The organism is Streptomyces sp. AMJ-169, assembly GCF_055597585.1.
The window spans coordinates 214,603-237,979 of record NZ_JBVLTJ010000010.1; the positions used below are offsets into that span (position 1 = coordinate 214,603).

Annotated in this window: 19 protein-coding genes; 4 read left to right on the forward strand and 15 right to left on the reverse strand. The window is 71.0% G+C overall.

The features are described 5' to 3' along the window. Positions 1 to 14 precede the first annotated feature (14 nt). From chvE to ACYUD3_RS25005, 4 genes are all read right to left on the reverse strand, one after another. Positions 15 to 1,121 carry a multiple monosaccharide ABC transporter substrate-binding protein gene (chvE, locus tag ACYUD3_RS24990; RefSeq protein WP_470973849.1) on the reverse strand — a complete coding sequence of 369 codons (1,107 nt, stop codon included), beginning with the start codon at positions 1,119 to 1,121 and terminating at the stop codon, positions 15 to 17. A gap of 77 nt (positions 1,122 to 1,198) precedes the next feature. Beyond that, entirely contained in the window at positions 1,199 to 2,161 is a 963-nt protein-coding gene (locus ACYUD3_RS24995; protein ID WP_470973853.1) for a hypothetical protein, read from the reverse strand. A 133-nt stretch (positions 2,162 to 2,294) separates the two neighbouring features. Continuing rightward, positions 2,295 to 3,299, reverse strand: coding sequence for a zinc-dependent alcohol dehydrogenase (locus ACYUD3_RS25000; RefSeq protein WP_470973857.1), 1,005 nt, complete (start codon positions 3,297 to 3,299; stop codon positions 2,295 to 2,297). Further along, on the reverse strand, positions 3,296 to 4,453 hold the full coding sequence (locus ACYUD3_RS25005; protein WP_470973859.1) for a mandelate racemase/muconate lactonizing enzyme family protein: 1,158 nt from the start codon (positions 4,451 to 4,453) through the stop codon (positions 3,296 to 3,298). The genes ACYUD3_RS25000 and ACYUD3_RS25005 overlap by 4 nt, the downstream gene beginning before the upstream one ends. 212 nt (positions 4,454 to 4,665) lie before the next feature. Between ACYUD3_RS25005 and ACYUD3_RS25010 the strand changes: the two genes are divergently transcribed. Further along, on the forward strand, positions 4,666 to 5,460 hold the full coding sequence (locus ACYUD3_RS25010) for an SCO2400 family protein (RefSeq protein ID WP_470973862.1): 795 nt from the start codon (positions 4,666 to 4,668) through the stop codon (positions 5,458 to 5,460). Between the two features lie 86 nt (positions 5,461 to 5,546). Here the strand turns inward: ACYUD3_RS25010 and ACYUD3_RS25015 are convergent, their stop codons facing one another. From ACYUD3_RS25015 to ACYUD3_RS25025, 3 genes are all read right to left on the reverse strand, one after another. After that, positions 5,547 to 6,698 (reverse strand): serine hydrolase domain-containing protein, encoded by a 1,152-nt coding sequence (locus tag ACYUD3_RS25015; RefSeq protein WP_470973866.1) that lies wholly within the window; start codon positions 6,696 to 6,698, stop codon positions 5,547 to 5,549. Continuing rightward, positions 6,695 to 9,214, reverse strand: coding sequence for a M14 family zinc carboxypeptidase (locus ACYUD3_RS25020; protein ID WP_470973869.1), 2,520 nt, complete (start codon positions 9,212 to 9,214; stop codon positions 6,695 to 6,697). The genes ACYUD3_RS25015 and ACYUD3_RS25020 overlap by 4 nt, the downstream gene beginning before the upstream one ends. Before the next feature lie 231 nt (positions 9,215 to 9,445). Beyond that, on the reverse strand, positions 9,446 to 10,444 hold the full coding sequence (locus ACYUD3_RS25025; RefSeq protein WP_470973872.1) for an NADP-dependent oxidoreductase: 999 nt from the start codon (positions 10,442 to 10,444) through the stop codon (positions 9,446 to 9,448). A gap of 105 nt (positions 10,445 to 10,549) precedes the next feature. Between ACYUD3_RS25025 and ACYUD3_RS25030 the strand changes: the two genes are divergently transcribed. Together ACYUD3_RS25030 and ACYUD3_RS25035 are read left to right on the forward strand one after the other, a co-directional pair. Continuing rightward, a complete protein-coding gene (locus ACYUD3_RS25030; protein ID WP_470973875.1) occupies positions 10,550 to 10,987 on the forward strand; it encodes a MarR family winged helix-turn-helix transcriptional regulator in 438 nt (145 codons plus the stop codon). A gap of 261 nt (positions 10,988 to 11,248) precedes the next feature. Continuing rightward, entirely contained in the window at positions 11,249 to 12,100 is an 852-nt protein-coding gene (locus tag ACYUD3_RS25035; RefSeq protein WP_470973878.1) for an EI24 domain-containing protein, read from the forward strand. 242 nt (positions 12,101 to 12,342) lie between these two features. Here the strand turns inward: ACYUD3_RS25035 and ACYUD3_RS25040 are convergent, their stop codons facing one another. The 3 genes from ACYUD3_RS25040 to ACYUD3_RS25050 all read right to left on the reverse strand — a co-directional run bounded on the left by ACYUD3_RS25040 (position 12,343) and on the right by ACYUD3_RS25050 (position 17,453). Continuing rightward, positions 12,343 to 13,629 (reverse strand): pyroglutamyl-peptidase I, encoded by a 1,287-nt coding sequence (locus tag ACYUD3_RS25040; protein ID WP_470973881.1) that lies wholly within the window; start codon positions 13,627 to 13,629, stop codon positions 12,343 to 12,345. A gap of 1,336 nt (positions 13,630 to 14,965) precedes the next feature. Beyond that, positions 14,966 to 16,123 carry an aldose epimerase family protein gene (locus ACYUD3_RS25045; protein WP_470973884.1) on the reverse strand — a complete coding sequence of 386 codons (1,158 nt, stop codon included), beginning with the start codon at positions 16,121 to 16,123 and terminating at the stop codon, positions 14,966 to 14,968. 499 nt (positions 16,124 to 16,622) lie between these two features. Beyond that, a complete protein-coding gene (locus tag ACYUD3_RS25050; RefSeq protein ID WP_470973886.1) occupies positions 16,623 to 17,453 on the reverse strand; it encodes an SGNH/GDSL hydrolase family protein in 831 nt (276 codons plus the stop codon). Positions 17,454 to 17,779: 326 nt separating this feature from the next. On the opposite strand from ACYUD3_RS25050, the gene ACYUD3_RS25055 reads away from it, so the two are divergent. Further along, a complete protein-coding gene (locus ACYUD3_RS25055) occupies positions 17,780 to 18,274 on the forward strand; it encodes a DUF3145 domain-containing protein (RefSeq protein ID WP_470973889.1) in 495 nt (164 codons plus the stop codon). A gap of 114 nt (positions 18,275 to 18,388) precedes the next feature. On the opposite strand, the gene fabF is transcribed toward ACYUD3_RS25055, so the two are convergent. From fabF to fasR, 5 genes are all read right to left on the reverse strand, one after another. Then, the gene (fabF, locus tag ACYUD3_RS25060) at positions 18,389 to 19,660 is read right to left on the reverse strand and encodes a beta-ketoacyl-ACP synthase II (protein ID WP_470973892.1); all 1,272 of its coding nucleotides are present in this window, start codon (positions 19,658 to 19,660) and stop codon (positions 18,389 to 18,391) included. Positions 19,661 to 19,757: 97 nt separating this feature from the next. Beyond that, the gene (locus ACYUD3_RS25065) at positions 19,758 to 20,006 is read right to left on the reverse strand and encodes an acyl carrier protein (RefSeq protein ID WP_470973895.1); all 249 of its coding nucleotides are present in this window, start codon (positions 20,004 to 20,006) and stop codon (positions 19,758 to 19,760) included. A gap of 79 nt (positions 20,007 to 20,085) precedes the next feature. After that, positions 20,086 to 21,087, reverse strand: coding sequence for a beta-ketoacyl-ACP synthase 3 (locus ACYUD3_RS25070; RefSeq protein WP_470973898.1), 1,002 nt, complete (start codon positions 21,085 to 21,087; stop codon positions 20,086 to 20,088). 12 nt (positions 21,088 to 21,099) lie between these two features. After that, positions 21,100 to 22,011, reverse strand: coding sequence for an ACP S-malonyltransferase (locus ACYUD3_RS25075; RefSeq protein WP_470973901.1), 912 nt, complete (start codon positions 22,009 to 22,011; stop codon positions 21,100 to 21,102). A gap of 89 nt (positions 22,012 to 22,100) precedes the next feature. Next, a complete protein-coding gene (gene fasR, locus ACYUD3_RS25080) occupies positions 22,101 to 23,300 on the reverse strand; it encodes a fatty acid biosynthesis transcriptional regulator FasR (RefSeq protein WP_470973903.1) in 1,200 nt (399 codons plus the stop codon). Positions 23,301 to 23,377: the final 77 nt, after the last annotated feature.

Here is a 23,377-nt window from a genome sequence, read left to right on the forward strand (position 1 = left end):
CGAACAGGCCGGGGCTACTTGAGCTGGTCCGCCGTGTAGTAGCCGCCCTTGACCAGGACCTGCTCGTAGTTGGCCTTGTCCACGCTCACCGGCTCCAGCAGGTACGCGGGGACGACCTTGGCGCCGTTGTCGTACGTCTTGGTGTCGTTGGTCTGCGGCGTCTTGCCGTTCAGCGAGTCGTCGACCATCACCGAGGCCACCTCGGCCAGCTTGCGGAGGTCCTTGTACACGGTCTGGGTCTGCTGGCCCGCGATGATGGACTTCACCGACGCCAGCTCCGCGTCCTGGCCCGTGATCACCGGCAGCGGCTGCGCGGCCGAACCATAACCGTCCGAGCGCAGCGCCGCGATGATGCCGATCGAGATGCCGTCGTACGGCGAGAGCACCGCGTCGACCCGGCCGCTCGTGTACGACGAGGTGAGCAGGTCCTCCATGCGCTTCTGGGCGGTCGCGCCGTCCCAGCGCAGCGTGGTCACCTTCGTCAGCGCCGTCTGGCCCGACTTGACGACCAGCTTCTTGGACGTGATGTACGGCTGGAGCACGCTCATCGCGCCGCTGAAGAAGTACTTCGTGTTGTTGTCGTCGTTGGAGCCCGCGAACAGCTCGATGTTGAACGGGCCCTTGCCGCTCGCCAGCCCCAACTTGTCGACGATGTACTGCCCTTGGAGCTTGCCGACCTTCTCGTTGTCGAACGACGCGTAGTAGTCGACGTTCTTCGTCCCGAGGATCAGGCGGTCGTAGGCGATGACCGGGATCTTCGCGTCGGCGGCCTGCTGGAGGACGTTGTTCAGCGACTTGTTGTCGATCGCCGCGACGATCAGCGCCTTGACGCCCTGCGTGATCAGGTTCTCGATCTGCGAGACCTGCTGGTCGGGGTCGTCCTCCCCGTACACCAGCTTGGTCTTGTAGCCCTTCGCCTGAAGGTCCTTGACGACGTTGTTGCCGTCGTTGATCCAGCGCTCGGACGACTTCGTCGGCATCGCGATGCCGATCGTGCCGCCCTTGCTGGAGCCGGAGGACTCGGCGCTGCCGCCCTCGCCGCTCTGGCCGCAGGCGGTGAGGGTCAGGGCGAGGGAGGCGGCGGTGGCTATCGCGGCGAGCGCCGCTCTGCGGTTGAGCATGCTGATCAGTCCTTGTTCTTCTCGTCGTTGAGAGAGCGGTCACGCGGGCCGGGAGAGCGGACAGCGCGGAGTTTTCGTCAGACCGGGAAGCGGTTCAGCTCGCCCGGCAGCCGGGAGCCCAGCGGCGCCATGTCGCCCGCCGCGCCGTGCCGTTCGAGCAGATCCAGCGCGAGCCGGCCGCGCCGCACCCGCTCCCGGGCGGTGTCCAGAGTGACGTCCCGCAGATGCGTGCCCCACGGGTAGATCGAAGGGGCCTTGGAGAGGCCGAACTTGAGGTACAGCGGGGCGCCGCGCCGGATCAGCTCGGCCACCTCGTACATCCGGACATAGCCGCCGAGGTCGTCCGGCGCCTCGATGTACATGTCCATCGGCGCGCCCGACACCCGCCGGATCTCGGTGAGATGATCCAGCGTCAGATCGCTGGGCACGTTCAGCGAGTCGGCGCCGAGCCGCTCGTACACCGCGTACGCGGCCGGGTTGACGGGACCGATCAGCGCCGACACCTTCAGCGTCGTGTCGGCCGGGATGATCCCCGCGACCCGCGCCCGGTGCAGCGTCCACAGCACCCCCTCGTCCGCGACGAGCAGGCACTTCACCCCCAACTCCGTGGCGCGTACGGCGTCTTCGACGCACCCGGCGACCGCGTCGTGGCCCCGGGCGCGCAGGCCGCCGCCGCGCGAGTCGGTGCGGGTCGAGCCGCCGATGTCCCACGTGCCGCGCGGGCCGGTGAACAGGCAGAGCTCGATGTCGCGCGCGGCGGTCGCCTCCACCATCTCGGTGATCTCGGCGTCGGACAGCATCCACACGCCGCTGCCCTGGCTGATCCGGTGGATCGGCACGTCCAGGCGGGAGGACTCCTTCAGGACGACGGCCAGCGCTTCGGGACCCTCGCAGGAAGGGACCTCGGTGCGCCAGCGGCCACCGCCCGGGAAGGTGTGCGCGGAGGCGTCGGCGGGGTCGAGGGCGGGCGCGCCCAGGCCGAGCGCGCTGAGCGCCGGCTCACCGGGGCGACGGGCTGCCGGAACGGAAGCGTCGGTCACAAGCTGTCCTTCGGGTCCATGGTTCGGTATTTCGGACGAGGTTCGCGGCTCGGGTCAGGGGCGGCGGGGCGGCCCCTGAGGGAGTTGCCCTAGGGCCCCTACGGCTCTCAGGGGCCGCCCCCGCAGCGGCGCGCTACGGCTTCAGCAGCACTTTCCCCACCTTCGGATCACCCGAGCCCACCAGCTCGATGGCCTCGGAGAACTCGGTGAGCGGCAGCTCGTGCGTGACCAGCGGCAGCGGATCGAGCAGCCCGGCCCCGAACACCCGCACCGTGTGCGCCCAGGCGTCCGGCGGCGCGCCGAAGACGGTGTGCACCTCCAGCTGCCGTACGACGAGGTCGGTCGGATCGAGCCCCTGCGCGCCGGCCGCCGGGATGCCGGTCAGCACCAGCCGCCCGCCCCGCCGCAGCAGCGAGGCGGCCGTCCGCGCGGCGGAGGCCGACCCCGCCGTCTCGATGACGACGTCGAAGTCGTCCGGCAGCTCCTGGTCCCGGGTGCGGAAGTCGCTCGCCCCGAACTGCCGCGACAAAGCCTCCCGGTCCCCCCGGGTCCCGACGACCAGCAGCTCCGCCGGCGAGCCCGCCTTCAGGAACTGCACGGCGAACATCCCGAGCGTGCCCGTGCCGACCACCGCGACCCGCTCACCGGGCCGGGCGTTCGCCTTGAGCGCGGCGGCGGCGATACAGGCGGCCGGCTCAAGGAGCGCGGCGGCGGTGAGGTCGGCGTCCTCGGGCAGCGCGTGCAGCAGCCGGGCCGGCAGCGTCAGCGTCGCCGCCATCGCGCCGGGCTGAGTGAACCCCGTCTCCTCGTACCCGTCGGTGCACAGCGTGGTCTCCCCGGCGTGACACCGGTCGCACACCTGGCAGTTGCGGAAACCCTCACCAACTACCTTGCGCCCGACGAGACTTGACGGCACGCCAGATCCCACGGCCGCGACCGTCCCGGACCACTCGTGCCCCGGCGTCAGCGGGTAACGGACGTACCCTTCGGGCCTGTTGCCCTGGTACACCTCGCGGTCGCTGCCGCAGATCCCGGTCGCGTGCACCCGGACCAGCGCCTCGCCGGCGCCCGGGTCGCGGGGCGTGTGCTCCTCGACCCGGTGCACGCCCGGCGCCTCGACCAGAACCTGGAAACTCACTTCGTGCCCTTCGGCTTGCGCTGCTCCCAGCCCTCGGCCCACAGGTCGAACCGGGCCTGCTGCTGCGGGAATTCGGCCGCCGCCTCCGCGTCGAACTCGACGCCGAGACCGGGCGCGTCGGACAGGTGGAAGTACCCGTCGACGACCTCCGGCGCCCCCTTCACGATCTTCTTGATCTCCGCGTCCGCGAAGTCGTTGAAGTGCTCCAGGATCTTGAAGTTCGGTGTGGAGAAGCCGACTTGGAGCGAGGCGGCGGTCAGCACCGAGCCGCCCACGTTGTGCGGGGCGACCAGGACGTAGTGCGCCTCGGCCGTCGCCGCGAGCTTGCGGGTCTCCCAGATGCCGCCGATGTGGCCGACGTCGGGCTGGATGATGTCCACGGCCTGGCTCTCGAACAGCTCGCGGAACTCGATGCGGTCGTGGATGCGCTCACCCGTCGCGACCGGGATGTCGACCTTCGCCGAAACCTTTTCGAGAGCTTTCAGGTTCTCCGGCGGGCACGGCTCCTCCAGCCAGGCCGGCTTGAACGGCGCGAGCTCGCGCGCGAGCCGGACGGCGGTGGCCGGCGAGAACCGGCCGTGCATCTCCAGCATCAGCTCGGCGTCGGGCCCGATCGCGTCCCGCACCGCCTCGATCAGGGAGACCGCGTACAGCGTCTCGTCGTGGTCCAGCTCGAAGTGGCCGGTCCCGAACGGGTCGATCTTCAGCGCCTTGTACCCGCGCTCGATCACCCCCTGCGCGGCCTTGTGGTAGGCCTCCGGGGTGCGCTCGGTGGTGTACCAGCCGTTGGCGTACGCCTTGACCTTGTCGGTCACCTTGCCGCCGAGCAGCTGCCAGACGGGCACGCCGAGGGCCTTGCCCTTGATGTCCAGACAGGCCATCTCGACGATCGCGATGCCCGACATCACGATCTCGCCGGCCCGCCCGTAGTCGCCGTACTTCATCCGGCGCACGAGGTCTTCCACCGCGAACGGGTCGGAGCCCAGAATGTGGTTGGTCTCGGCCTCGCGCAGGTAGCCGATCAGTGCGTCGGTGTGGCCCAGCATCCGGGTCTCGCCGACTCCGGTGATCCCCTCGTCGGTGTGCACCTGGACGTAGGTCAGGTTGCGCCACGGCGTCCCGACCACGTGCGTGCTGATTCCGGTGATACGCACGGAAGTTGCCCCTCAGCTGTTCGAGATTTCGTCACACGTTCGAAATTCTGGCGTGACAGTAAGGACGACGTGAGGGGGGTGTCAATGGGTCGAACGCATAACGGTTTCGACAGTTTCGCTCGCGCGTTTCATGTTTCGATCGCTTGTTCCCACACAACCTTCACAGCCGCCTCTAGGATCGCCACGCGCCGGGAACCTAGTCTTCCCGCGTCATGGACTACTGCCACACCTGCCGCCGCCACCTCAACAACGCCCTGACCTGCCCTGGTTGCGGCGCTGCCGCCGAGGATCTACGCGCGTACGCCGGTGCGGCGCAGCCGGAGGAGCACGAGGCACAGGGGTACGGGACTCCGGCCCCGCAGCCCGCGCCGGCCACCGCGGAAGTTCCCCCGGACGGCGGCCGGGCGGCACGCCGCAAAGGGACGGGCAGGGGCCGGGACCGCACCGCTCCGGCTGCTTCGGTGGAGTCGCAGTCCTACGACGACCCCGGCGCCGACGGGACCGCCGCCGGCGCCGACCACGGCAGCCGTCGCGACCGCAAGGCGACCGCGCACCGAAGACGCCGCCGCAGAATCGTCCTGGCCGTCGCCGGAGCCGTCCTGGTGACCGCCGCGCTCAGCCTCGCCGAGCTGGGCGTCGACGCCCCCGGCTTCTCCTCAGGCCACCCCTCGGCGGCGGGCGGCGAGAACGACGAGGTGGCCGGCGCGAGCCCGGCCCCGGGCGCCCACGCCCGCCCCGCCGACCGGGTCTCCACATCGCCGGACGCGTCGGCGTCGGCCTCGGCGAGCGCGTCGGCGTCCCCCTCCGACTCGGCCTCCCCGTCGGCGAGCGACTCCCCGACCCCGTCGGAGGCTCCCGGCGCCTCACCGGCCCCCACGATCCCGGCGGAGACGACTCCGACGGAGCCGGACAGCCCTACGCCGACGACACAGCCGAGCACGACGCAGCCGACCCCGGAACCGTCGCCTTCGGAAACGTGCAATCGGTTCTTGTGGTGGTGCACGTAGGGGTGCCGAGACCGCGGAGGCCGCATCCCGGGATGACGGGTGCGGCCTCCGCTCAAGGAGCTACAGGAACCTCTTGTGAGGCCCTCTCACATCCCCAGCACCCCCCGATGCACCGCCCGCACGAACCGCCCGTTCTCCGGCGCGGCCCCGCCCGGGAACGCCAGCCTCCGGCGCGTGTACCCGTACGCCAGCCCGCTGCGCGGATCGGCGAACGCCTGGGAGCCGCCCGCGCCGCTGTGGCCGAAGGCGCCCGCGCCGAGGAACGGGTACCAGGTGTCGGCGGTGGCCTGGAAGCCGAGGCCGAAGGACTTGTGGGCGCGGGCGACGAGGTCGTAGCCGGCCGAGTGGATCTGCCCGACCTCGGCGACCGTGTCCGGCTTCAGCAGCGGCGGCCGCCCGTCGACCTCGGCGACGCTCGCCGCGTACATCCCGGCGAGCCCCCGCGCGGCGGCCACCCCGCCGGCCGAGGCGGGCCCTTTCGCGCGCACGGCACGGGAGTTGGGGAAGTCGACGAGCTCACCGGACCCGCCGGCGTGCGTGTTGAACGCGACCGAGGCCAGCGTGTGCGGCCCCGCAGGCGCGGCGTCAAGTACCGCCTGCTGCTGGGGAGTCGGCAGCATCGGCTGCACGGACCGGTACCGCCCCTCGTGCGCCTCCGGCAGCCCGAGGAAGAAGTCGAGCCCGTACGGCACCCGCACCCGGTCCTCGTACACCTCTTGCAGCGTACGGCCGGTCGCGCGCCGGACCACCTCGCCCGTCAGCGCGCCGATCACCAGCGCGTGATACCCGAACGCGGTCCCCGGCCGCCAGAACGGCCGCTGATCGGCGAGGCGTTCGGCGATCAGCCGGTCGTCGGCCATCTCCTCCGGGGTGAACCCGGCGTCGAGACCGATCAGCCCGGCCCGGTGCGTGATGAGGTCCCGCAAGGTCAGCTGCCCCTTGCCCTCGGCCCCGAACTCCGGCCAGTAGTAGGTGACTTTGCGGTCCAGCTCCAGCGTGCCGTCCTGCGTGAGCAGCGCGACCACCAGATGCGCGGCCCCCTTGGTGGACGAGTACACGGCGTACAGCGTGTCCGCCTGGACCCCCTCACCGGCCCACAGGTCGACGACCTTGCGCCCCTGCGCGTACGCGCACAACTGACCTTCGTAATCCGGCTGTTCGCCCGCCACGAAAGCGGCGAACTCCTCCCGTACGGCCTCGAAACCGTCGGCGACGGTCCCGTGGATCTCTAGCGTCATCCGTTCTCCTCGACAGAGCCGCTGCTGGCGTGAGCCATCGTGAACAAAGCCTGTGCGACCTGCGGGAATTCCCCCTTCGGGTGATCCCGGAAGAGGGGCTGCGAGCCGAACAGGACGGCATGCGGACCGCTCACGGCCACCGGCCGCCCGGCCGCGCCCGCGGGCCCGCCGGACCCGTCGGCGAGCGGCCGCCAGTGCCCGGAGACGAGCGGGTTCCCGGCGGCGTACGACTCCTCGACCCGCACCCCGGACCCCAGACCGGTGAACCAACTGGGCGAGTAGACGAAGGAGTAGCCCGGCCTGCCGTCCCGGCCCACCACCTTCACCACACCGTTGGCATCAGGATTGCCCTCCACGGCGGTGGCTTTCAACACTCCTGCCTGAGAAGCGAGTTCGGCTCCCGTGGCCCCGATCCCGACGAGCCCGCGCCGGGCGAGGAACGCGTCCAGCGCCTGCCGCGCACCGCTGCTGAGCCGCCCCCGGTCGAGCCCGGCCGACACGAACAGCACATCCACAGAACCCCAGTTGAACCCGGAGTTCAGCAGGGTCTCCGAGACCGGCGTCACCGCGAACCCCATCTCCCGCAGCGCGAACAGCTCCCCGGCGGAGACGGCGGCGGCGACCCGGACCCGGTGCAGCGGCGTACGCCCCGAACCGGCCGCAGCGGTGAACGGCACGTCGTACGCCCGCGCCGCCGCAGCAGCCTGCCGCCGCGCCGACCCCGGCACGACGACACTCCCGTCCAGGTCCCGCCGCACCGAAACCCCTTGTGCCAGCAGCGAGTTGAGCGCGGCGACGGCGGACGGACCGTCGAGCCGCAGCCGCAGATTCCCGAAGGAGGGCACCGAACTCACCGCAGTGGCACGGGAGATGGCGGTACGGACGGGCAGCTGACCGGAGCCGACGGACACAACGTCCGCGCCCCACAAGCGCCCTAGGCTCCACCCCGAGATGTCGTACATCACCGAGACTTTGCCGCTGATGTCCCGCCCGTCGGCGAGCAGCGCGTTGGCGAGCCCCCGTTTGGGCTGGCGCATGTCGACCAGATAGGCACCGGCCGGGTACGAACGCCCCGCGAGCCGGAAGCTCTTGGCGGCGCGGCCGACGCGGACGTCGTTGGCGAGGAGGTGGTCGACGAGGCGCGCGGCGGCGGAGGAGCCGGCCGGGATGACGTAGGCGCGCGGGAAGGTCGTCGTATACACGTCCTCGGGACCGATTCCCGGTACCCCGGGGACAGTTGAGGAGGAGACGGGGATCTGCCGGGCGCCGGCGGCGCCGCGGCGGAAGACCTCGGTCTGGTCGGCGATCAGCCCGGCGCGGTGGGTGCGCACGAAGTCGAGGGTCGAGCCGATCGCCGCGCCCGCCACGGCGACGTTGATCGCGGAGCGGCGGCGCAGCTCCTCAACCGGCAGGTTGTAGGCCGAGTTGTTGACCGCGAGGGGGATCTCGATGGTGTGGGCGGCGACCGTGCCGTGGAAGGCGGCGTACTGCGGGGTGAAGATCGGCGGCCAGTCGTCCCAGCCTTCGGCGAGGTCGCGGAACGGGATGACGACCGGCTCGACACCGTCCTTCTTCGGCGTGTAGCCAAGGGAGTTGACGGCCGACTCCATGCCGAGCGCGTTCGCGTACGTGTTCTTCAGGAACAGGTCGTACTCGTAGTTCTCGCCGTGCGGGGGAGTGGTCGGCTCGATCAGGGTGCCGTTGTTGTAGCCGTGCAGGTCGAGCATGACGGCCGGCTGCTTGTCGATGGCGATCCGGCGCAGGACGCGGGCCTCGGGCTGGGAGGCGGTGACCGCGTCCCGGTTCAGGTCGAAGCCGTTGGCGTTGGCGCGGGTGCCGGCGATCCGGCCGTCCGGGTTCGCCGTGACGTTGAAGTACAGCCGGCTGTGCGCGAGCAGGTCGGCGGTCCTCAAGTCCCTTGCCGTGGCGAGCCGTTCGATGGCCTTGAGGGCGGCGTCGGTGCCCTCCCACTCGTTGCCGTGGATGTTGCTGTTGAAGAACACGGGCGTCTTGTAGCCGCGTACGTCGCCCGCGCGGGCCCGCCCCTCCTCGATGAGCCGCCGCGTCCGCTCCTGGGCGCGGGCCTGCGCGGCGCTCTCCGGGGCGGTGACGGTCACGAGGAAGAGCCGGTGTCCGCCGGCCGACCGTCCCGCGATCTCCACACTCACCCGATTCCCCAGCTTCTGGAGGGAGTTGAGCTTCGGGGCGATGGAATGGTAGGCGGTGAGGCCGAGTTTGAGGGACTTGTCGGCGGGGTTCACGGGGTCGGGGGAGAGGACCTGCCTGCGTGGGTACCCCAAGTCCCCGGAGAGACGCGCCTCTTGGCCTGTGAGGGCCCGACTGGCCGCCAGGGCGGGGGAGTTGGCAGGAGCGGAGGCGCGGGCCTCCCGTTCCCGGGTGACCGGCTCGGGGCCGGCCGCGGCGGTGCGGGGGGCGATCAGGACCGAGCCCGTCGCGGTGAGCGCGAGGGCGGCGATCAGCACAGCTCTTGCAGGGGTGGTTCTCGTGGTGCGCACGTGACCTCCTCTGGACTTGCCGGATCGGAACCGCTGCTGGTGGTGGGCCTGTCGGGCAGACCCGCAGATCGGTACGGCGAGATGTACCCGTTCGACTCAACCGCAACAAGAGGGTGTCGGGTCACAGGCTCGCGCGGGTGGAGCGGGGGCGGGGCGGGACATGCGGAAGGCCGCACCCCGGATCAGGGGTGCGGCCCTCAACTCGTAAGCCTGGCTCAGAGCTTTCCTGGCTCAGAGCTTGACGATCATCTTGCCGGTGTTGTCGCCGCGCAGCACACCGAGGAACGCCTCAAGGTTGTTCTCGATGCCCTCGACGACCGTCTCGCGGAACTTCAGCTGACCGGAGGCGATCCAGGGGGCGACGTCCGCGACGAACTCGGGCTGGAGGTCGTAGTGGTCGCCGACCAGGAAGCCCTCGATCCGGCCGCGGGTCTGGATCAGCCGGGCCAGGTTGCGCGGGCCGGGGGCCGGCTCGGTGTTGTTGTACACCGAGATCATGCCGCAGACGGCGATCCGGCCGCCCTGGTTGAGCGAGCTGATCGCGGCCTCCAGGTGGTCACCGCCGACGTTGTCGAAGTAGACGTCGATCCCGTCCGGCGCGGCCTCGCGCAGCAGGTCGGAGACCTTGCCGCTCTTGTAGTTGAACGCGGCGTCGAAGCCGTACTCCTCGGTGAGCAGCTTCACCTTCTCGTCCGAACCGGCCGAGCCGATGACCCGCGAGGCGCCCTTGAGCTTCGCGATCTGCCCGACCTGGCTGCCGACGGCCCCGGCGGCGCCGGAGACGAACACCGAGTCGCCCTCCTTGAAGGCGGCGGTGCGCAGCAGACCCGCGTAGGCGGTGAGGCCGGTCATACCGAGGACGCCGAGGTACGACGAGAGGGGGGCGGCGTCCGCGTCGACCTTGACGGCCTGCTGCGCGTCGAACGTCGCGTACTCGCGCCAGCCGCCGAAGTGCAGCACGTGGTCACCGGCGGCGAAGCCCTCGGCGTTCGACTCGATGACCTCGCCGACCGCGCCGCCCTGCATGACCTTGCCCAGCTCGAACGGGGGGAGGTACGACTTCGCGGCGCTCATCCGGCCGCGCATGTAGGGGTCGACCGACAGGAACTTGTTCCGCACCAGGACCTGGCCCTCGCCCGGCGCCCGCGTCTCTGTCTCCACCAGTCCGAAGTCCTCGGCCTTCGGCCAGCCGACCGGGCGGTTGAGCAGGTGCCATTCGCGGTTGAGCATGGGGGGACCTTCCTGTCATCAGAGTCACTGCAAGTACTTCACTACCTGAAACAACCATGCAGCTTGATATTTCATGTTGTCAAGTAAAGGGGTACTCTGGCGGCCATGGCTCCCTCAGCGAACTCCCGCCGTCTCGACCCCCTGACCCTTGAGGTGGTCGAGCTGATCGGCGAGGTCGTGGCCCGGTTCCACGCGGACTACGAGGAGGCGGCGGCGGCCCACTCCCTCACCGGGGCCCAGGCCCGCCTCCTCTCCTTGCTGTCCATCGAGCCGCTGCCCATGCGCAAGCTGGCCCAGAAGCTGAAATGCGAACCGTCCAACGTCACGGGGATCGTGGACCGCCTGGAGGCGCGGGGCCTGGTCGAACGCCGCCCCGACCCCGCGGACCGCCGGGTGAAACTCGCGGTGACGACGGAGGAGGGGCGCAGGACGGCTCGCAGCCTCAACGAGTCGCTGCGCTTCGCGCGGGAGCCGTTGGCGGGGTTGGGGGAGGGGGAGAGGGTGGTGTTGCGGGGGATGTTGGAGAGGATGTTGGGGGTGTGAGGGGTGGGGGGCTGAGGGGGGCGTGTGTTGAGGGGCTGCGTGCTCTCTGAGGGGTCGCGTGCTTTGAGGGGGCGTGCTTTGGGGTGCCGCGTGCTCTGAGGGTGGCTGCGTGTGGTGGGGCGGCTCGTGTCTTGAAGGGCTGTATGCGTCGAGGGGGTGCGTGTTCTCCTGGCGGCGGGGTTTTCCAGCCGGGGTTTTCCACAGGGGGTGGGTTGTCCACAGGGGCGGGGGGATGTCGGTGGTGGTGGGTAAAGTTCTGGCATGCGCGATCTTGGGGTGGGTTTCGGGTATCTGGTGCGAGGGCAGCGGTGGGTGGGCCGGCACGGGAGGCAGTACGGGATAGGGCTGCTGCCGGGGCTGATCACGCTGGTGCTGTACCTGGCGGCACTGGGCGCGCTCGTCGTCTGGGGCGGCGACGTGATCGCGTGGGCCACCCCCTTCGCCGACGACTGGTCGAGCCCCTGGCAAGGCCTCTTCCGCGGCCTCCTCACGGCCGTCCTCTTCGCCCTGGCCCTCCTCCTGGCGGTCGTCACGTTCACGGCGGTCACCCTGCTGATCGGCCAGCCCTTCTACGACAGCATCTCCGAGCAGGTCGACAAGTCGGTCTCCCCCGACGGCACCGCCCCCGAATCCGCCCTCCCCCTCTGGCGCGACCTCTGGATCTCCGCCCGCGACAGCCTCCGCGTGATCGTCCGCGCCGCCCTCTGGGGCATCCTCCTCTTCGCCCTGGGCTTCATCCCGGTGGTGGGCCAGACGGTGATCCCGGTCATAGGCTTCTTCGTGACCGGCTTCTTCCTCGCGGAGGAACTGACGTCGGTGGCCCTCCAGCGCAGAGGAGTGGACCTAGGCACAAGACTGGGCCTACTCCGCTCCCGCAAAACCCTGGCGTGGGGCTTCGGCACCCCTCTGGGCCTGGCCTTCTTGATCCCGGTGGTAGCGGTCTTCTTGATGCCGGGCGCGGTAGCGGGGGCCACCCTGATGGCCAGGGACCTGCTGGGGGAGGAGAGCCGGGAGGAGGGGGCTGAGGGAATAACGGGCGCGGATTCGGCGGGGCCGGCTTCACCGAGGACGGCCACTTCAGCGAACGCAGGCTCCGAAGGGGCGGGCATTTAGGCGAACGCGGGCTAGACGGAGCGGGCACTTCAGCCGACCCGGGCTCCACGGGAGCGGGCACTTCGACGGGGGTGGGCACTTCGGCCGGCGCGGGCTCTGAGGGAGCGGCGACCTGACAGGGGCTGAGCTGAGCCTAAGCGCGTAACCCCCGCCGCCCCGGCTCTCCCGCCCCCGCCTCAGCTCTCCTCTCGCCGTCCTGCTCTTCCCCCAGCCCTCGCCACCGCCCCCGCCCCCCAGGGCCCCTACTCCCCCGTCCCCCCAGCCGCCCCCAACGCCACCGCCAGAATCTCCCGTACCTGATCGATGATGTCCCCCCGGTTCCGCACGAACTCCGGATCGGTCACCGTCCCTGTCGTCGGGTCGGTGTTGGTGGGGGCGAATTGGAGGACTGGGGTGTGGATGTGGCCGGCCCGTAGGGTGTTGTGCGAGTTCAGGCGGTCGCGGAGCAAGGTCGCTCGGTAGGCGATCTCGTTGGAGAGGTAGTCTCCGCCGCCCCCGGCGCGGGCCGTGGAGCCGGGAGTCGGGCCGTTCGGGCGGGTCACCGGAGCTGTTCCGCCGGCCGGGATCTCCGTCACCTCGGTGTTGTCGTTCACCGGGAAGCGGCCGGTAGGTGTGGTGGTGATCGTCTTGTACGGGAGAGTCGTGGTCGTCCACTGAGGCTGTGACGCCGGATCGGTGACCGGGATCGTCTCCAGCCGCCCGATGTTGTCGTTGTCACCGAAGCCGCCCCGCCAGGCCCCGTTGGTCCGCTCGATGTCGAACCGGCCGACGCGGCCCTGGCTGATGGTCGTCAGCAGATCGACGTCCCGCAGATACGGCTTCAGCGTCCGCTCCACCGTCCCCTGCGCGAAGTCCGCCCACCGCACGGGGAACACGACCGCCTCGACCCGCGCGGGCCCGGCGGCCGTACGGATCACCGTCCCGTCCAGCGCCAGCGCACTCGCCCCGGACGGATTCGAGATCCGGATGTCACGGTCGAGCGTGAACGGATCGAACCCGGTCACCAGAATCCGCTTCAGCCCGCCCCGCGGATACCGCACCTCGGTCTGCCCCCGAGACGTCCGCTCCAACTCGTCCAGCAGCGCCGCCCGTTGACCCTCCCTGAGCCTGAACCCCGGCTCCCAGGTCCGCACTTCCCGCGTCATCCCGAGCCGCGCCCAGTACAACGGCCGGTCGTCGTCCCGAGCCAGATCCCCACCGGCCGGCCCCCGCCCCTGCGCCCGAGCGACGGCCCGCTCCCACAGCCGGGTCCCCTCCCGTACGACGATCCCGCGCGCCTGCGCGTACGAGTGCGCGGCCTTCAGCGCCCGTGCGAACTCCGGTGCCACGGAGGCGAATCCGGACCGCGTCAGGATCTCCTGCGGCACCGTGCGGTCGAGCCGCAGCTCTTCGACGGTGGGGGAGGGAGCGGGAGCGGCGACGGCCCCCGGGGCGGAGACACCGAGCCCCGCCAGCAGCGCCAGTCCGAGCGCACCGGCGCGCAGCCGCGAACGAGTGGGGGAGGTGGGGGAGGTGGGGGAGGACGTCACGGAACCAGCCCTTCGGACACCGGGAGTCGTGCAGCTGTACGGGACGGCCGCAGTATCCCGTGAGGGGAGTGGTCTACGCCAGAGCACCGAGAAACGCCCCGGTCCTCACCGCTGGGTGGCGACGCGAACTCGACCTGGGAGGGTCTGGTGGCCGGCAAGTCCGGTGTCCGGCCCCTGCCGTTCGGGACTTGCTGCCGCCCGCCCCAGCCTCACCGACTCCGGCGGACCCCAGCTCCGGCCGACCTCGGCTTCGGCCCCGGCCTCACTCGCTGCCGCTGACCCCAGTTTCACCGACTCCGGCCGCCTCAAGCTCCGGTCGGCCTCGGCCTCACTCGCTCCCACCGACCCCGGCCGCATGGACCCCGACCGCCCCAGCCTCAGCCCCTGCTGGCCCCGGCCCCGCCGATTCCGGCCGCCCTCAGCCTCACGGCCCTGCTGGCCCCGGCCCCGCCGATTCCGGCCGCCCTCAGCCTCACCGCCCCGCTGGCCCCAGTCCCACAGGCTCCGGCCGACCCCAGCCTCATCGCCCCCCGCCTCACCGACTCCGGCCACTCCCAGCCTCCGACTCCGGCCCGCCCCAGCTCACCCCGGCCCCCGCTCTCACCCACTCCCCTCTATGTGAAGGGTTCGTACGAAATCCAGGTGGGTAGATCGAACTCGCACCGCAGGAACCCGTCACGCCGGATAGCGTCACCCCTGGGACTGCGTGCCCGAGAGCCACCCCGGTCCGGGACCCTGACCCCTGGACCGGGGTTTTCTCTGCCCACCGAACTCCGGCCGTCGGCCGCCCGGCCACCGAAACTCAGGGCCGCCGGGCTCTGAGCTGCCGGACTCCGGGCTGTCGAAACTCCGGGGCAGCCGGAACTCCGGGCCGTCAGATTCCGAGTCGTTGGACTCTGGGTCACCGAGACTCAAGGCCCCGCAACCCCGGCCGCCGGACGCCCGGTCACCGGAGCTTTGGGCCGTCAGATTCCGAGCTGTTGGACTCTGGGTCACTGAGGCTCAGGGGCTCGTAACTCTGGCCGCCGGACGCCCGGCCGCCGGAGCTTTGGGCCGTCAGATTCCGAGCTGTTGGACTCTGGGTCACTGAGACTCAGGGGCCCGCAACTCCGGCCGCCGGAGCTCTGGGCCGTTAGATTCCGAGCTGTTGGACTCTGGGTCACCGAGACTCAAGCCCCCGCAACTCCGGCCACCGAAACAAGCTCAAGGCCCGCCGAAACTCCGGGCCCCGAAACTCCAGACCCCGCAACTCCCGCCGCCGAAGCTCAGAGCCCCGCAACTCCGGCCCCCGGCCCCCGGCCCCCGGATCCCCCAACTCCCGCCCCCGCCCTGCGGATTACCGCACCCCGAACCCGTACACCGTCTCCGACCGATACGTCTCCCCCGGCCGCAGCACCGTCGTCGGAAAGTCCCCCCGATTCGGCGAGTCCGGAAAGTGCTGGGTCTCCAGGGCGATCCCCGCGCACGGTGTGAACGGCGCCGACAGATGGTCGGCCGTGTACACCTGGATGCCCGGTTCGGTGGTCGACACCGTCAGCACTCGCCCCGACTCGGGCTCCCGCAGCTCCGCCACCTCGACGGCCCCCTCGGTGACCCCCTTGTCGAGGACGAAGTTGTGGTCGTACCCGTTGCCGGTCGGGCGAGCCGTACGGAAGTCGAAGCGGGAACCCGTGACGTCGGCCAACTCCCCGGTGGGGATCAGGGTTTCGTCGACCGGCGTGTAGTGGGACGCGGCCAGCCGCAGCTCATGCCCCGACGCGACCGAGACCGCCCCCTCGGAACCGACGCCCGCCGAGTCACGCCCCGCGAAGTCACGCCCCGCCGAGCCGGCCTCCGCCGAGCCGGCCTCCGCCGAGCCGGCCTCCGCCGAGCCGGCCTCCGCCGAGCCGGCCTCCACCAAGTTACGCCCCGCCGAGCCGCCCCCCGCAGGCTCACCCCCCGCCAACCCCACCCCACCCAAGTTGAAGTAGCTATGGTTCGTGAGGTTCACCACCGTCGTCGCGTCCGTCGTCGCCTCGTACGAGATCCGCAGCGCCCCCGACTCCTCCAGCGCGTACGTCGCGGACACCGTCAGCCGGCCCGGGAACCCCTCCTCGCCGTCCGGTGAGACCCGGCTCAGCCGTACGGTGTGCGGGGCCGTCTGCTCGGCCGTCCAGACCTGCTTGTCGAAGCCCGCCGGGCCCCCGTGCAGGGAGTTGGGGGCGTTGTTCGCGGCCAGGGGGTACTCCCGGCCGTCGAGCGAGAAGCGGGCGTTCGCGATGCGGTTGGCGTAGCGGCCGATCAACGCGCCCAGGAACGGCTCGGGGTGATCGAGATAGCCGGCCAGATCGGCGAACCCCAGCACCACGTTCGCCGCCCGCCCGTCCCGGTCGGGGACCTCGACGGACTGGAGGATCCCGCCGTACGTCAGGACCCGCACCCGGGTCCCGGCCCGCTCCAGGGTCCAGCGGTGCACCGGGGTGCCGTCGGAAAGTGTTCCGAAGTGTTCGCTCATGAGCGAAACCCTAAGACACGGCCCCGCACACGAACACCGCCCGCCAAGCCGCCGGGCCCGGCCGAAGCTGCCGCCACTGAAGCCGCCGCCCCCCTCTCAGGCCGCCGCCCGCCGAAGCCGCCAGCCACTGAAGCGGACGGGCCCCTCAAGCCGCCGCCCACTGAGGCAGACCGGCCCCTCAGGCCGCCGCCCGCTGAAGCCACCGGTCACTGAAGCGCGGACGGGCCCCTCAAGCCGCCGCCCACTGAGGCAGACCGGCCCCTTCAAGCCGCCGCCCGCTGAAGCCACCGGCCGCTGAAGTCGACCTGCCCCTTCAAGCCGCCGCCCGCCGAAGCCACCGCCCGCTGAAGTCGACCTGCCCCCTCAAGCCGCCGCCCGCCGAAGCCACCGCCCACTGAATCCGGCAGGCCCCCTCAAGCCCCCGCCGAAGCCGCCAGCCCCTCAACCCCCGCCCACCGAAACCCCCGCCCACCAGAACCCCCCCCAACCCCCACCCCCCTCAACCCCCCGCCGTAACCCTCCCATAAGCAATCTCCGCCAACCGCGCCTGCCCACCCACGCTCGGATGGAACCAGTCCCACTGACTCAACTGCCCCGTCCCGAACCGATACGCATACACCGCACCCCCGTCGAACCGGCACAACCTGTCCCCGCCGCACACCTCCTTCAGCACCGCGTTGTACTGCACGACCCGCTCCTGCACGGAGTCCCGCCGCTCGGTCGCCGCGGCGTCCAGCGAGTCGGAGTCCGCCAGCATCGACGGACAGATCCCCAGCTTCCAGATCTGCCTGCCCAGCGGATTCGTCCGCCCCTCCGACCAGAGCCGCTTCAGATCCGGCACGCTGGCGACGTACACCTGGGCCTTCGGGGCCACCGCGCGCAGGGCCGCAAGGGACTGCTCGAAGGATGTGCGGAAGGCGTCGACCGGGGTCATCGCGGCGACCGAGGCGCGGCAGGCGTCGTTCGCGCCGGCCATGACCGTCACCAACTCCGGCGCCCGCGTGCCCGCCTGGGCCATCTGGCCGGGCAGGTCGGCCATGAGGGCGCCGGTCTTCGCGTAGTTCCAGCTGTGCGTCGCCGCCCGCGAGGCACCGAGGAGGCGGACGGCGAGTGAGTCGACGTCCGCGCTGTCGCCGGTCGCCCATGACACCTCAGGACAGTCCTGGAGCACCCCGCACGCGTCGAACCCGCGCGTGATGGAGTCCCCGACGGCCGCCATGGACGCGGGCCGCACGTCCCATACGGGAGCCGGAGAGGGAGACGCCGACGCCGTACCCCCTGAACCGCCCCCGCCGGTGCAGCCGGCCAGTACCGCCAGTACCGCCGTCATCAGCACGGCCAATCCCGCCCGCCCTCGCGTCACTCTGCGTACCCTTCCGGTCGACGAAGCGCAAAACCCCCACACCATGAACAACGCACACGAGTTCCCGCAGCCACTTCCGGCCACTTTCTTGAACGTTTCCAGACGCGTCCATTGGAACGTTCCCCACCCGCACAGGCGTCCTGCCGGGTGAATGGCAGGCGTTTGAGGGGCCTTGGACCGACGGTACGTCACACTCCTTGCATCGCCGCACGGTAGCCTCGCCATCAACGCGGCTGCCCCGAACGCCGCCGCTCAGCCAGCCCTGAAGACGACCCGCCAGCCCGGAGGTCCCCGTGACGACACGTGGAGTTCTGTACGTGCACTCCGCGCCGCGCGCGCTGTGCCCGCACGTCGAGTGGGCCGTCGCCGGGGTGCTCGGCACGCGCGTCAGCCTCGACTGGATCCGGCAGCCCGCCGCCCCCGGAACCTGGCGTTCCGAATTCTCCTGGAAGGGCCAGGCCGGCACGGCGTCCAAGCTCGCCTCCGCCCTCAGGGGCTGGCAGATGCTCCGCTTCGAGGTCACCGCCGAACCCTGCGCCGCCGCCGAGGGCGAGCGCTACAGCTGCACCCCCGACCTCGGCATCTTCCACGCCGTCACCGGCATCCACGGCGACATCCTCATCCCCGAGGACCGCCTGCGCGCCGCCCTCACCCGAGCCCAGCGCGGCGAGACCGACCTCCAGGCGGAGATCGCCAAACTGCTCGGCAAGCCCTGGGACGACGAGCTGGAGCCCTTCCGGTACGCCGGCGAGGGCGCCCCGGTGCGCTGGCTGCACCAAGTCGTCTGACCCACCCCTGACCCACGCCTGACCGGCTCCCAAGAAACCGGTAACTCCCGCATCCGGCACACACATAGGGCCCCGCCTCCCAGAGGCGGGGCCCTACGTCGTCGTACCGAGAACTCACACGCTCCGGAACGCCAGCACCACGTTGTGCCCGCCGAACCCGAACGAGTCGTTCAGGGCGGCGATGCGGCCCTCGACCGGCAGCTTGCGGGCCTCCCCGCGGACGACGTCCGCGTTGGCCTCGGCCTCCGGCTCCAGGTTGTCGACGTTGATCGTCGGCGGGGCGATGCGGTGGTAGAGGGCGAGGACGGTCGCGACCGTCTCCACCCCGCCCGCGCCGCCCAGCAGGTGACCGGTCATGGACTTCGTCGCGGACACCGCCATGTGGTCGGCGTGGTCCCCGAACACCTTGCGCAGCGCCTTCAGTTCGGCGAGGTCGCCCGCCGGGGTGGACGTCGCGTGCGCGTTGACGTGGACGATCTCCGCCGGGTCCAGGCCGGTGTTGGCCATCAGGTGCTCCAGCGCGGCGGAGATGCCCCGCCCGCTCGGCTCCGGCTGCACGATGTCGTGCGCGTCGGCGGAGATGCCCTGGCCGAGCGCCTCGGCGTAGACGCGCGCGCCACGGGCGGCGGCGTGCTCGGCGGACTCCAGGACGACCACACCGGCGCCCTCGCCCATGACGAAACCGTCACGCGCGACGTCGTACGGACGCGAGGCGCCCTCGGGGTCGTCGTTGTTCTTGGACAGCGCCATCATGTTGCCGAACGCGGCGATCGGCAGCGGGTGGATCGCCGCCTCGGTGCCGCCGGCGATGACGACGTCGGCGCGGCCGGTGCGGATCATCTCGATGCCGTAGCCGATGGCCTCGGCGCCCGAGGCGCAGGCGGAGACCGGGGTGTGCACACCGGCGCGGGCGCCGACGTACAGACCGACGTTGGCGGAGGGGCTGTTGGGCATCAGCATCGGCACGGTGTGCGGGGAGACGCGGCGGACGCCCTTCTCCTTCAGCACGTCGTACTGGTCGAGCAGGGTCGTGACGCCGCCGATGCCGGAGGCGATGACCGCGCCGAGCCGGTCGGGGGCGACAGTGGTGTCGTCGCCGGCGCGGGCGGTGAAACCGGCGTCCTTCCAGGCCTCCTGGGCCGCGATCAGCGCGAACTGCGCCGAGCGGTCCATCTTGCGGGCCTGCGGCCGGGGGAGCACCTCGGAGGGCTCCACGGCGATCGTCGCGGCGATCTTGACGGCCTGGTCGGCCGCCCACTCGAACGGCAGGGGCCGGACACCGGACTTGCCGGCCACCAGACCCTCCCAGGTCGAGTTCGCGTCGCCACCCAGCGGTGTGGTTGCGCCGATACCGGTGACGACCACGGTGCGATTGGTCGGGCTCACGGGAATTTCTCTCTCCATGACTACGAGGGATGAAGCGGCGCCACCGCCGGGTGGCGGGGCAGATCAGCCCACCGGGCCGGGATCAGCCCAGGGGACTTCAGTCCTGGTGCTTGAGGATGTAGGACGCGGCGTCACCGACGGTCTTGAGGCCCTTGACGTCGTCGTCCGGGATCTTGACGTCGAAGCGCTCTTCGGCGGCGACGACGACCTCGACCATGGACAGCGAGTCGACGTCCAGGTCGTCGGTGAAGGACTTGTCCAGCTGGACGTCCTCAACCGGGATGCCGGCGATCTCGTTCACGATCTCCGCGAGACCTTCGACGATCTCTTCCTGAGTGGCGGCCATGATGGCGCTCCTTCTTGTTTTCCAGAGGGTTTGGCTGTGCTTCCCGTCCGCCGGAACCGAAGATCCGGTGACGGTGTGCCTAGGGGAGGGTAACGACCGTCGCGGCGTACACGAGACCCGCCCCGAAACCGATGACGAGCGCGGTGTCGCCGCTCTTCGCCTCCCCGGTCGCCAGAAGCCGCTCCATCGCGAGCGGGATCGAGGCGGCCGAGGTGTTGCCGGTGGTGCGTACGTCACGCGCGACCGTGACGTGCTCCGGCAGCTTCAGCGTCTTCACCATCGAGTCGATGATCCGCTCGTTGGCCTGGTGCGGGATGAAGACGTCCAGGTCGGCGGCGGTGATCCCGGCCGCGTCCAGGGCCTGCTGGGCGACCTTCGCCATCTCGAAGACGGCCCAGCGGAACACCGCCTGGCCCTCCTGCGCGATGGCGGGGAACTTCTCGGGCCGGCCGTCACGGTAGTCCGTCCACGGCACGGTCTGTCTGATGGTCTCGGACTTGTCGCCCTCCGAGCCCCACACCGTCGGACCGATCGCCGGCTCCGCCGAGGGGCCGACGACGACCGCGCCCGCGCCGTCGCCGAAGAGGAAGGCGGTCGCCCGGTCCTCCAGGTCGGTCAGGTCGGACAGCCGCTCCACGCCGATCACCAGCACGTATTCCGCGCTGCCTTCGACGATCATGCCCTTCGCGAGGGTCAGCCCGTAGCCGAACCCCGCGCAGCCCGCCGAGATGTCGAACGCGGCGGCCTTGTCCGTGCCCAGCTTGTCCGCGATCTCGGTCGCGACCGCCGGGGTCTGCTTGAAGTGCGAGACGGTCGACACGACGACCGCGCCGATCTGCGCCGCGCTGATGCCCGCGTCCGCGATCGCCTTGCCGGACGCCTCCACCGACATCGCGGCCACGGTCTCCTCGGCGTTCGCCCAGTGCCGGGTCTCGATGCCGGAGCGGGAGCGGATCCACTCGTCGGAGGAGTCGATCGTCTCCAGGATGACCTCGTTCGGCACGACACGGGTCGGCCGGTAGCCGCCCACCCCGAGGATGCGCGCGTACGGATGCCCCTTGCCGGGCTGGATCTTCGCCATCGGGATCTCCTTTCAGGCGCCGTGTTCCGCGATCAGCTCGCGGGCCTTGTCGAGGTCGTCGGGGGTCTTCAGGGCCAGCGTCGCGACGCCGGGCAGGGCGCGCTTGGCGAGCCCGGTCAGGGTGCCGCCGGGCGCGGCCTCGATGACCGCGGTGACGCCCAGTTCCTTGAACCGCTCCATGCACAGGTCCCAGCGGACCGGGTTGGCGACCTGGCCGACGAGCCGGTCCAGGACCTCGGTACCGGACGCGACGACGGCGCCGTCCTTGTTGGAGACGTAGGTGAGCCGCGGGTCGGCCGGGGACAGTTCGGCGGCGGCCTTCTCCAGCACGGACACGGCCGACGCCATGTGGTGCGTGTGGAAGGCGCCCGCGACCTTGAGGGCGACGACCTTGCGCACCCCCTCCGGCTTGTCCTCGGCGAGCGCGGCGATCTGCGCGACCGTGCCGGCGGCGACGATCTGGCCGGCGCCGTTCACGTTCGCCGGGGTCAGCCCCAGCTTCTCCAGATGCGGGACGGTGACCTCGGGGTCACCGCCGAGCAGCGCGGCCATCCCCGTCTCGGTGACGGCGGCGGCCTCGGCCATCGCGAGCCCCCGCTTGCGTACGAGGGTCAGCGCGTCCAGGTCGGACAGCACACCGGACCAGGCGGCGGCGGTCAGCTCACCGACGCTGTGACCGGCGACGGCACCGGGCGTGGCACCCAGTGCCGCGTAGGAGACGAGTCCGGCGGCGACCAGCAGCGGCTGCGCCACGGCGGTGTCACGGATCTCGTCCGCGTCGGCGTTCGTGCCGTAGTGCACCAGGTCGAGGCCGATGGCGGTGGACCATTCACGCAGACGGTCACCGACACCGGGCAGTTCGAGCCAGGGAGTCAGGAAGCCGGGCGTCTGGGCGCCCTGGCCGGGAGCGACGAGTACGAGCACTCTCACACTCTCTCTTGGGGACGGGCACAGCCGCCCGTGGGGACAGGGACGAAGAACAGCAGGCGGTTTTGTGGAGCCTCGACAAAAGCCTAGGGCTGGAGATCTCCGTCGGCCAGACGTCCCAGGATCAGCGCGATCCGCAGCGTGAAAGCGGAGCGTACATCGGAGGGTGACCATCCGGTGACGTCAGTCACACGTCGAAGCCGGTAGCGCACGGTGTTCGGATGGACAAAGAGCATACGTGCCGCACCTTCGAGGCTGCTCGCCTGCTCCAGATAGACGGAGAGTGTCTCCAGGAGCGCCGAGCCGGCCTCTTCCAGCGGTCTGTAGATCTCCTCCACCAACTGCTCGCGCGCCGACGGATCGCTCGCGATCGCCCGCTCCGGAAGGAGATCGTCGGCCAGCACCGGCCGCGGCGCGTCCTGCCACGCCGAACCCGCCCGCAGCCCCGCCGCCGCGGCCTGCGCGGACCGGGTCGCGCTCAGCAGATCGGGCACCACGGGCCCGGCGACCACCGGACCTGCGGCGAACGGACCGATCAGCGACTTGGCGACGGACAGCGGATCGTTGCGGCCCCCCGCGATGACGACCAGCCGGTTGCCCAGCACCCCGGTCAGCACCTGGAGTTTGGCGTGCCGCGCGGCCCGCCGGATCGCCTCCACCGTCAGCTCCGAGTCACCGTCCGGAGCCGTCCCCAGCACCACGCACACATGGTCGGGGGAGTTCCAGCCCAGCGCCGCCGCCCGGCTCACCGCCCCCTCGTCGGCCTCGCCGCTCAGCACCGCGTTCACGACCAGCGACTCGAGGCGCGCGTCCCAGGCACCGCGTGCCTCGGCGGCCTGCGCGTACACCTGAGCGGTCGCGAACGCGATCTCCCGCGCGTACACCAGCAGCGCCTCCCGCAGCACGCGCTCGTCGCCGGGCGCGGCCACCTCGTCGATCGCCGACTCCATGACCTCGATGGTCGTACGGACCATCTCGACCGTCTGGCGCAGCGTGATCGCCCGGGTCAGCTCGCGCGGGGCGGTGCCGAACACGTCGGTGGAGATCGCCTGCGGGGCGTCGGGGCGGCGGAACCACTCGGTGAACGCGGCGATGCCCGCCTGCGCGACCAGGCCGATCCAGGACCGGTTCTCCGGGGGCATGGCCCGGTACCACGGCAGGGACTCGTCCATCCGCGCGATGGCCTGCGCCGCCAGCGAGCCGGAGGACTTCTCCAGCCGCTTCAGGGTCGCGGCATGCGGATGGGCGGACTGCGGGGGCGGACTGCTGGCTTCTGGTTCGGGCACGCGCCCAAGCCTATTTGACCCCGGGGGTCCGCTCGCCGGACGTACGGGAGTGCGCAGCGGCGGCGGCGCGAAAGGTA

Excerpts from the sequence above, each read along its gene's own strand:
- ACYUD3_RS25025 (WP_470973872.1), bottom strand. The coding sequence starts at position 10,444 with ATGCTCAACCGCGAATGGCACCTGCTCAACCGCCCGGTCGGCTGGCCG.
- ACYUD3_RS25030 (WP_470973875.1), top strand. The coding sequence starts at position 10,550 with ATGGCTCCCTCAGCGAACTCCCGCCGTCTCGACCCCCTGACCCTTGAG.
- ACYUD3_RS25010 (WP_470973862.1), top strand. The coding sequence starts at position 4,666 with ATGGACTACTGCCACACCTGCCGCCGCCACCTCAACAACGCCCTGACC.
- ACYUD3_RS25035 (WP_470973878.1), top strand. The coding sequence starts at position 11,249 with ATGCGCGATCTTGGGGTGGGTTTCGGGTATCTGGTGCGAGGGCAGCGG.
- ACYUD3_RS25065 (WP_470973895.1), bottom strand. The coding sequence starts at position 20,006 with ATGGCCGCCACTCAGGAAGAGATCGTCGAAGGTCTCGCGGAGATCGTG.
- chvE (WP_470973849.1), bottom strand. The coding sequence starts at position 1,121 with ATGCTCAACCGCAGAGCGGCGCTCGCCGCGATAGCCACCGCCGCCTCC.
- ACYUD3_RS25015 (WP_470973866.1), bottom strand. The coding sequence starts at position 6,698 with ATGACGCTAGAGATCCACGGGACCGTCGCCGACGGTTTCGAGGCCGTA.
- ACYUD3_RS25070 (WP_470973898.1), bottom strand. The coding sequence starts at position 21,087 with ATGGCGAAGATCCAGCCCGGCAAGGGGCATCCGTACGCGCGCATCCTC.
- ACYUD3_RS25045 (WP_470973884.1), bottom strand. The coding sequence starts at position 16,123 with ATGAGCGAACACTTCGGAACACTTTCCGACGGCACCCCGGTGCACCGC.
- ACYUD3_RS25050 (WP_470973886.1), bottom strand. The coding sequence starts at position 17,453 with ATGACGGCGGTACTGGCGGTACTGGCCGGCTGCACCGGCGGGGGCGGT.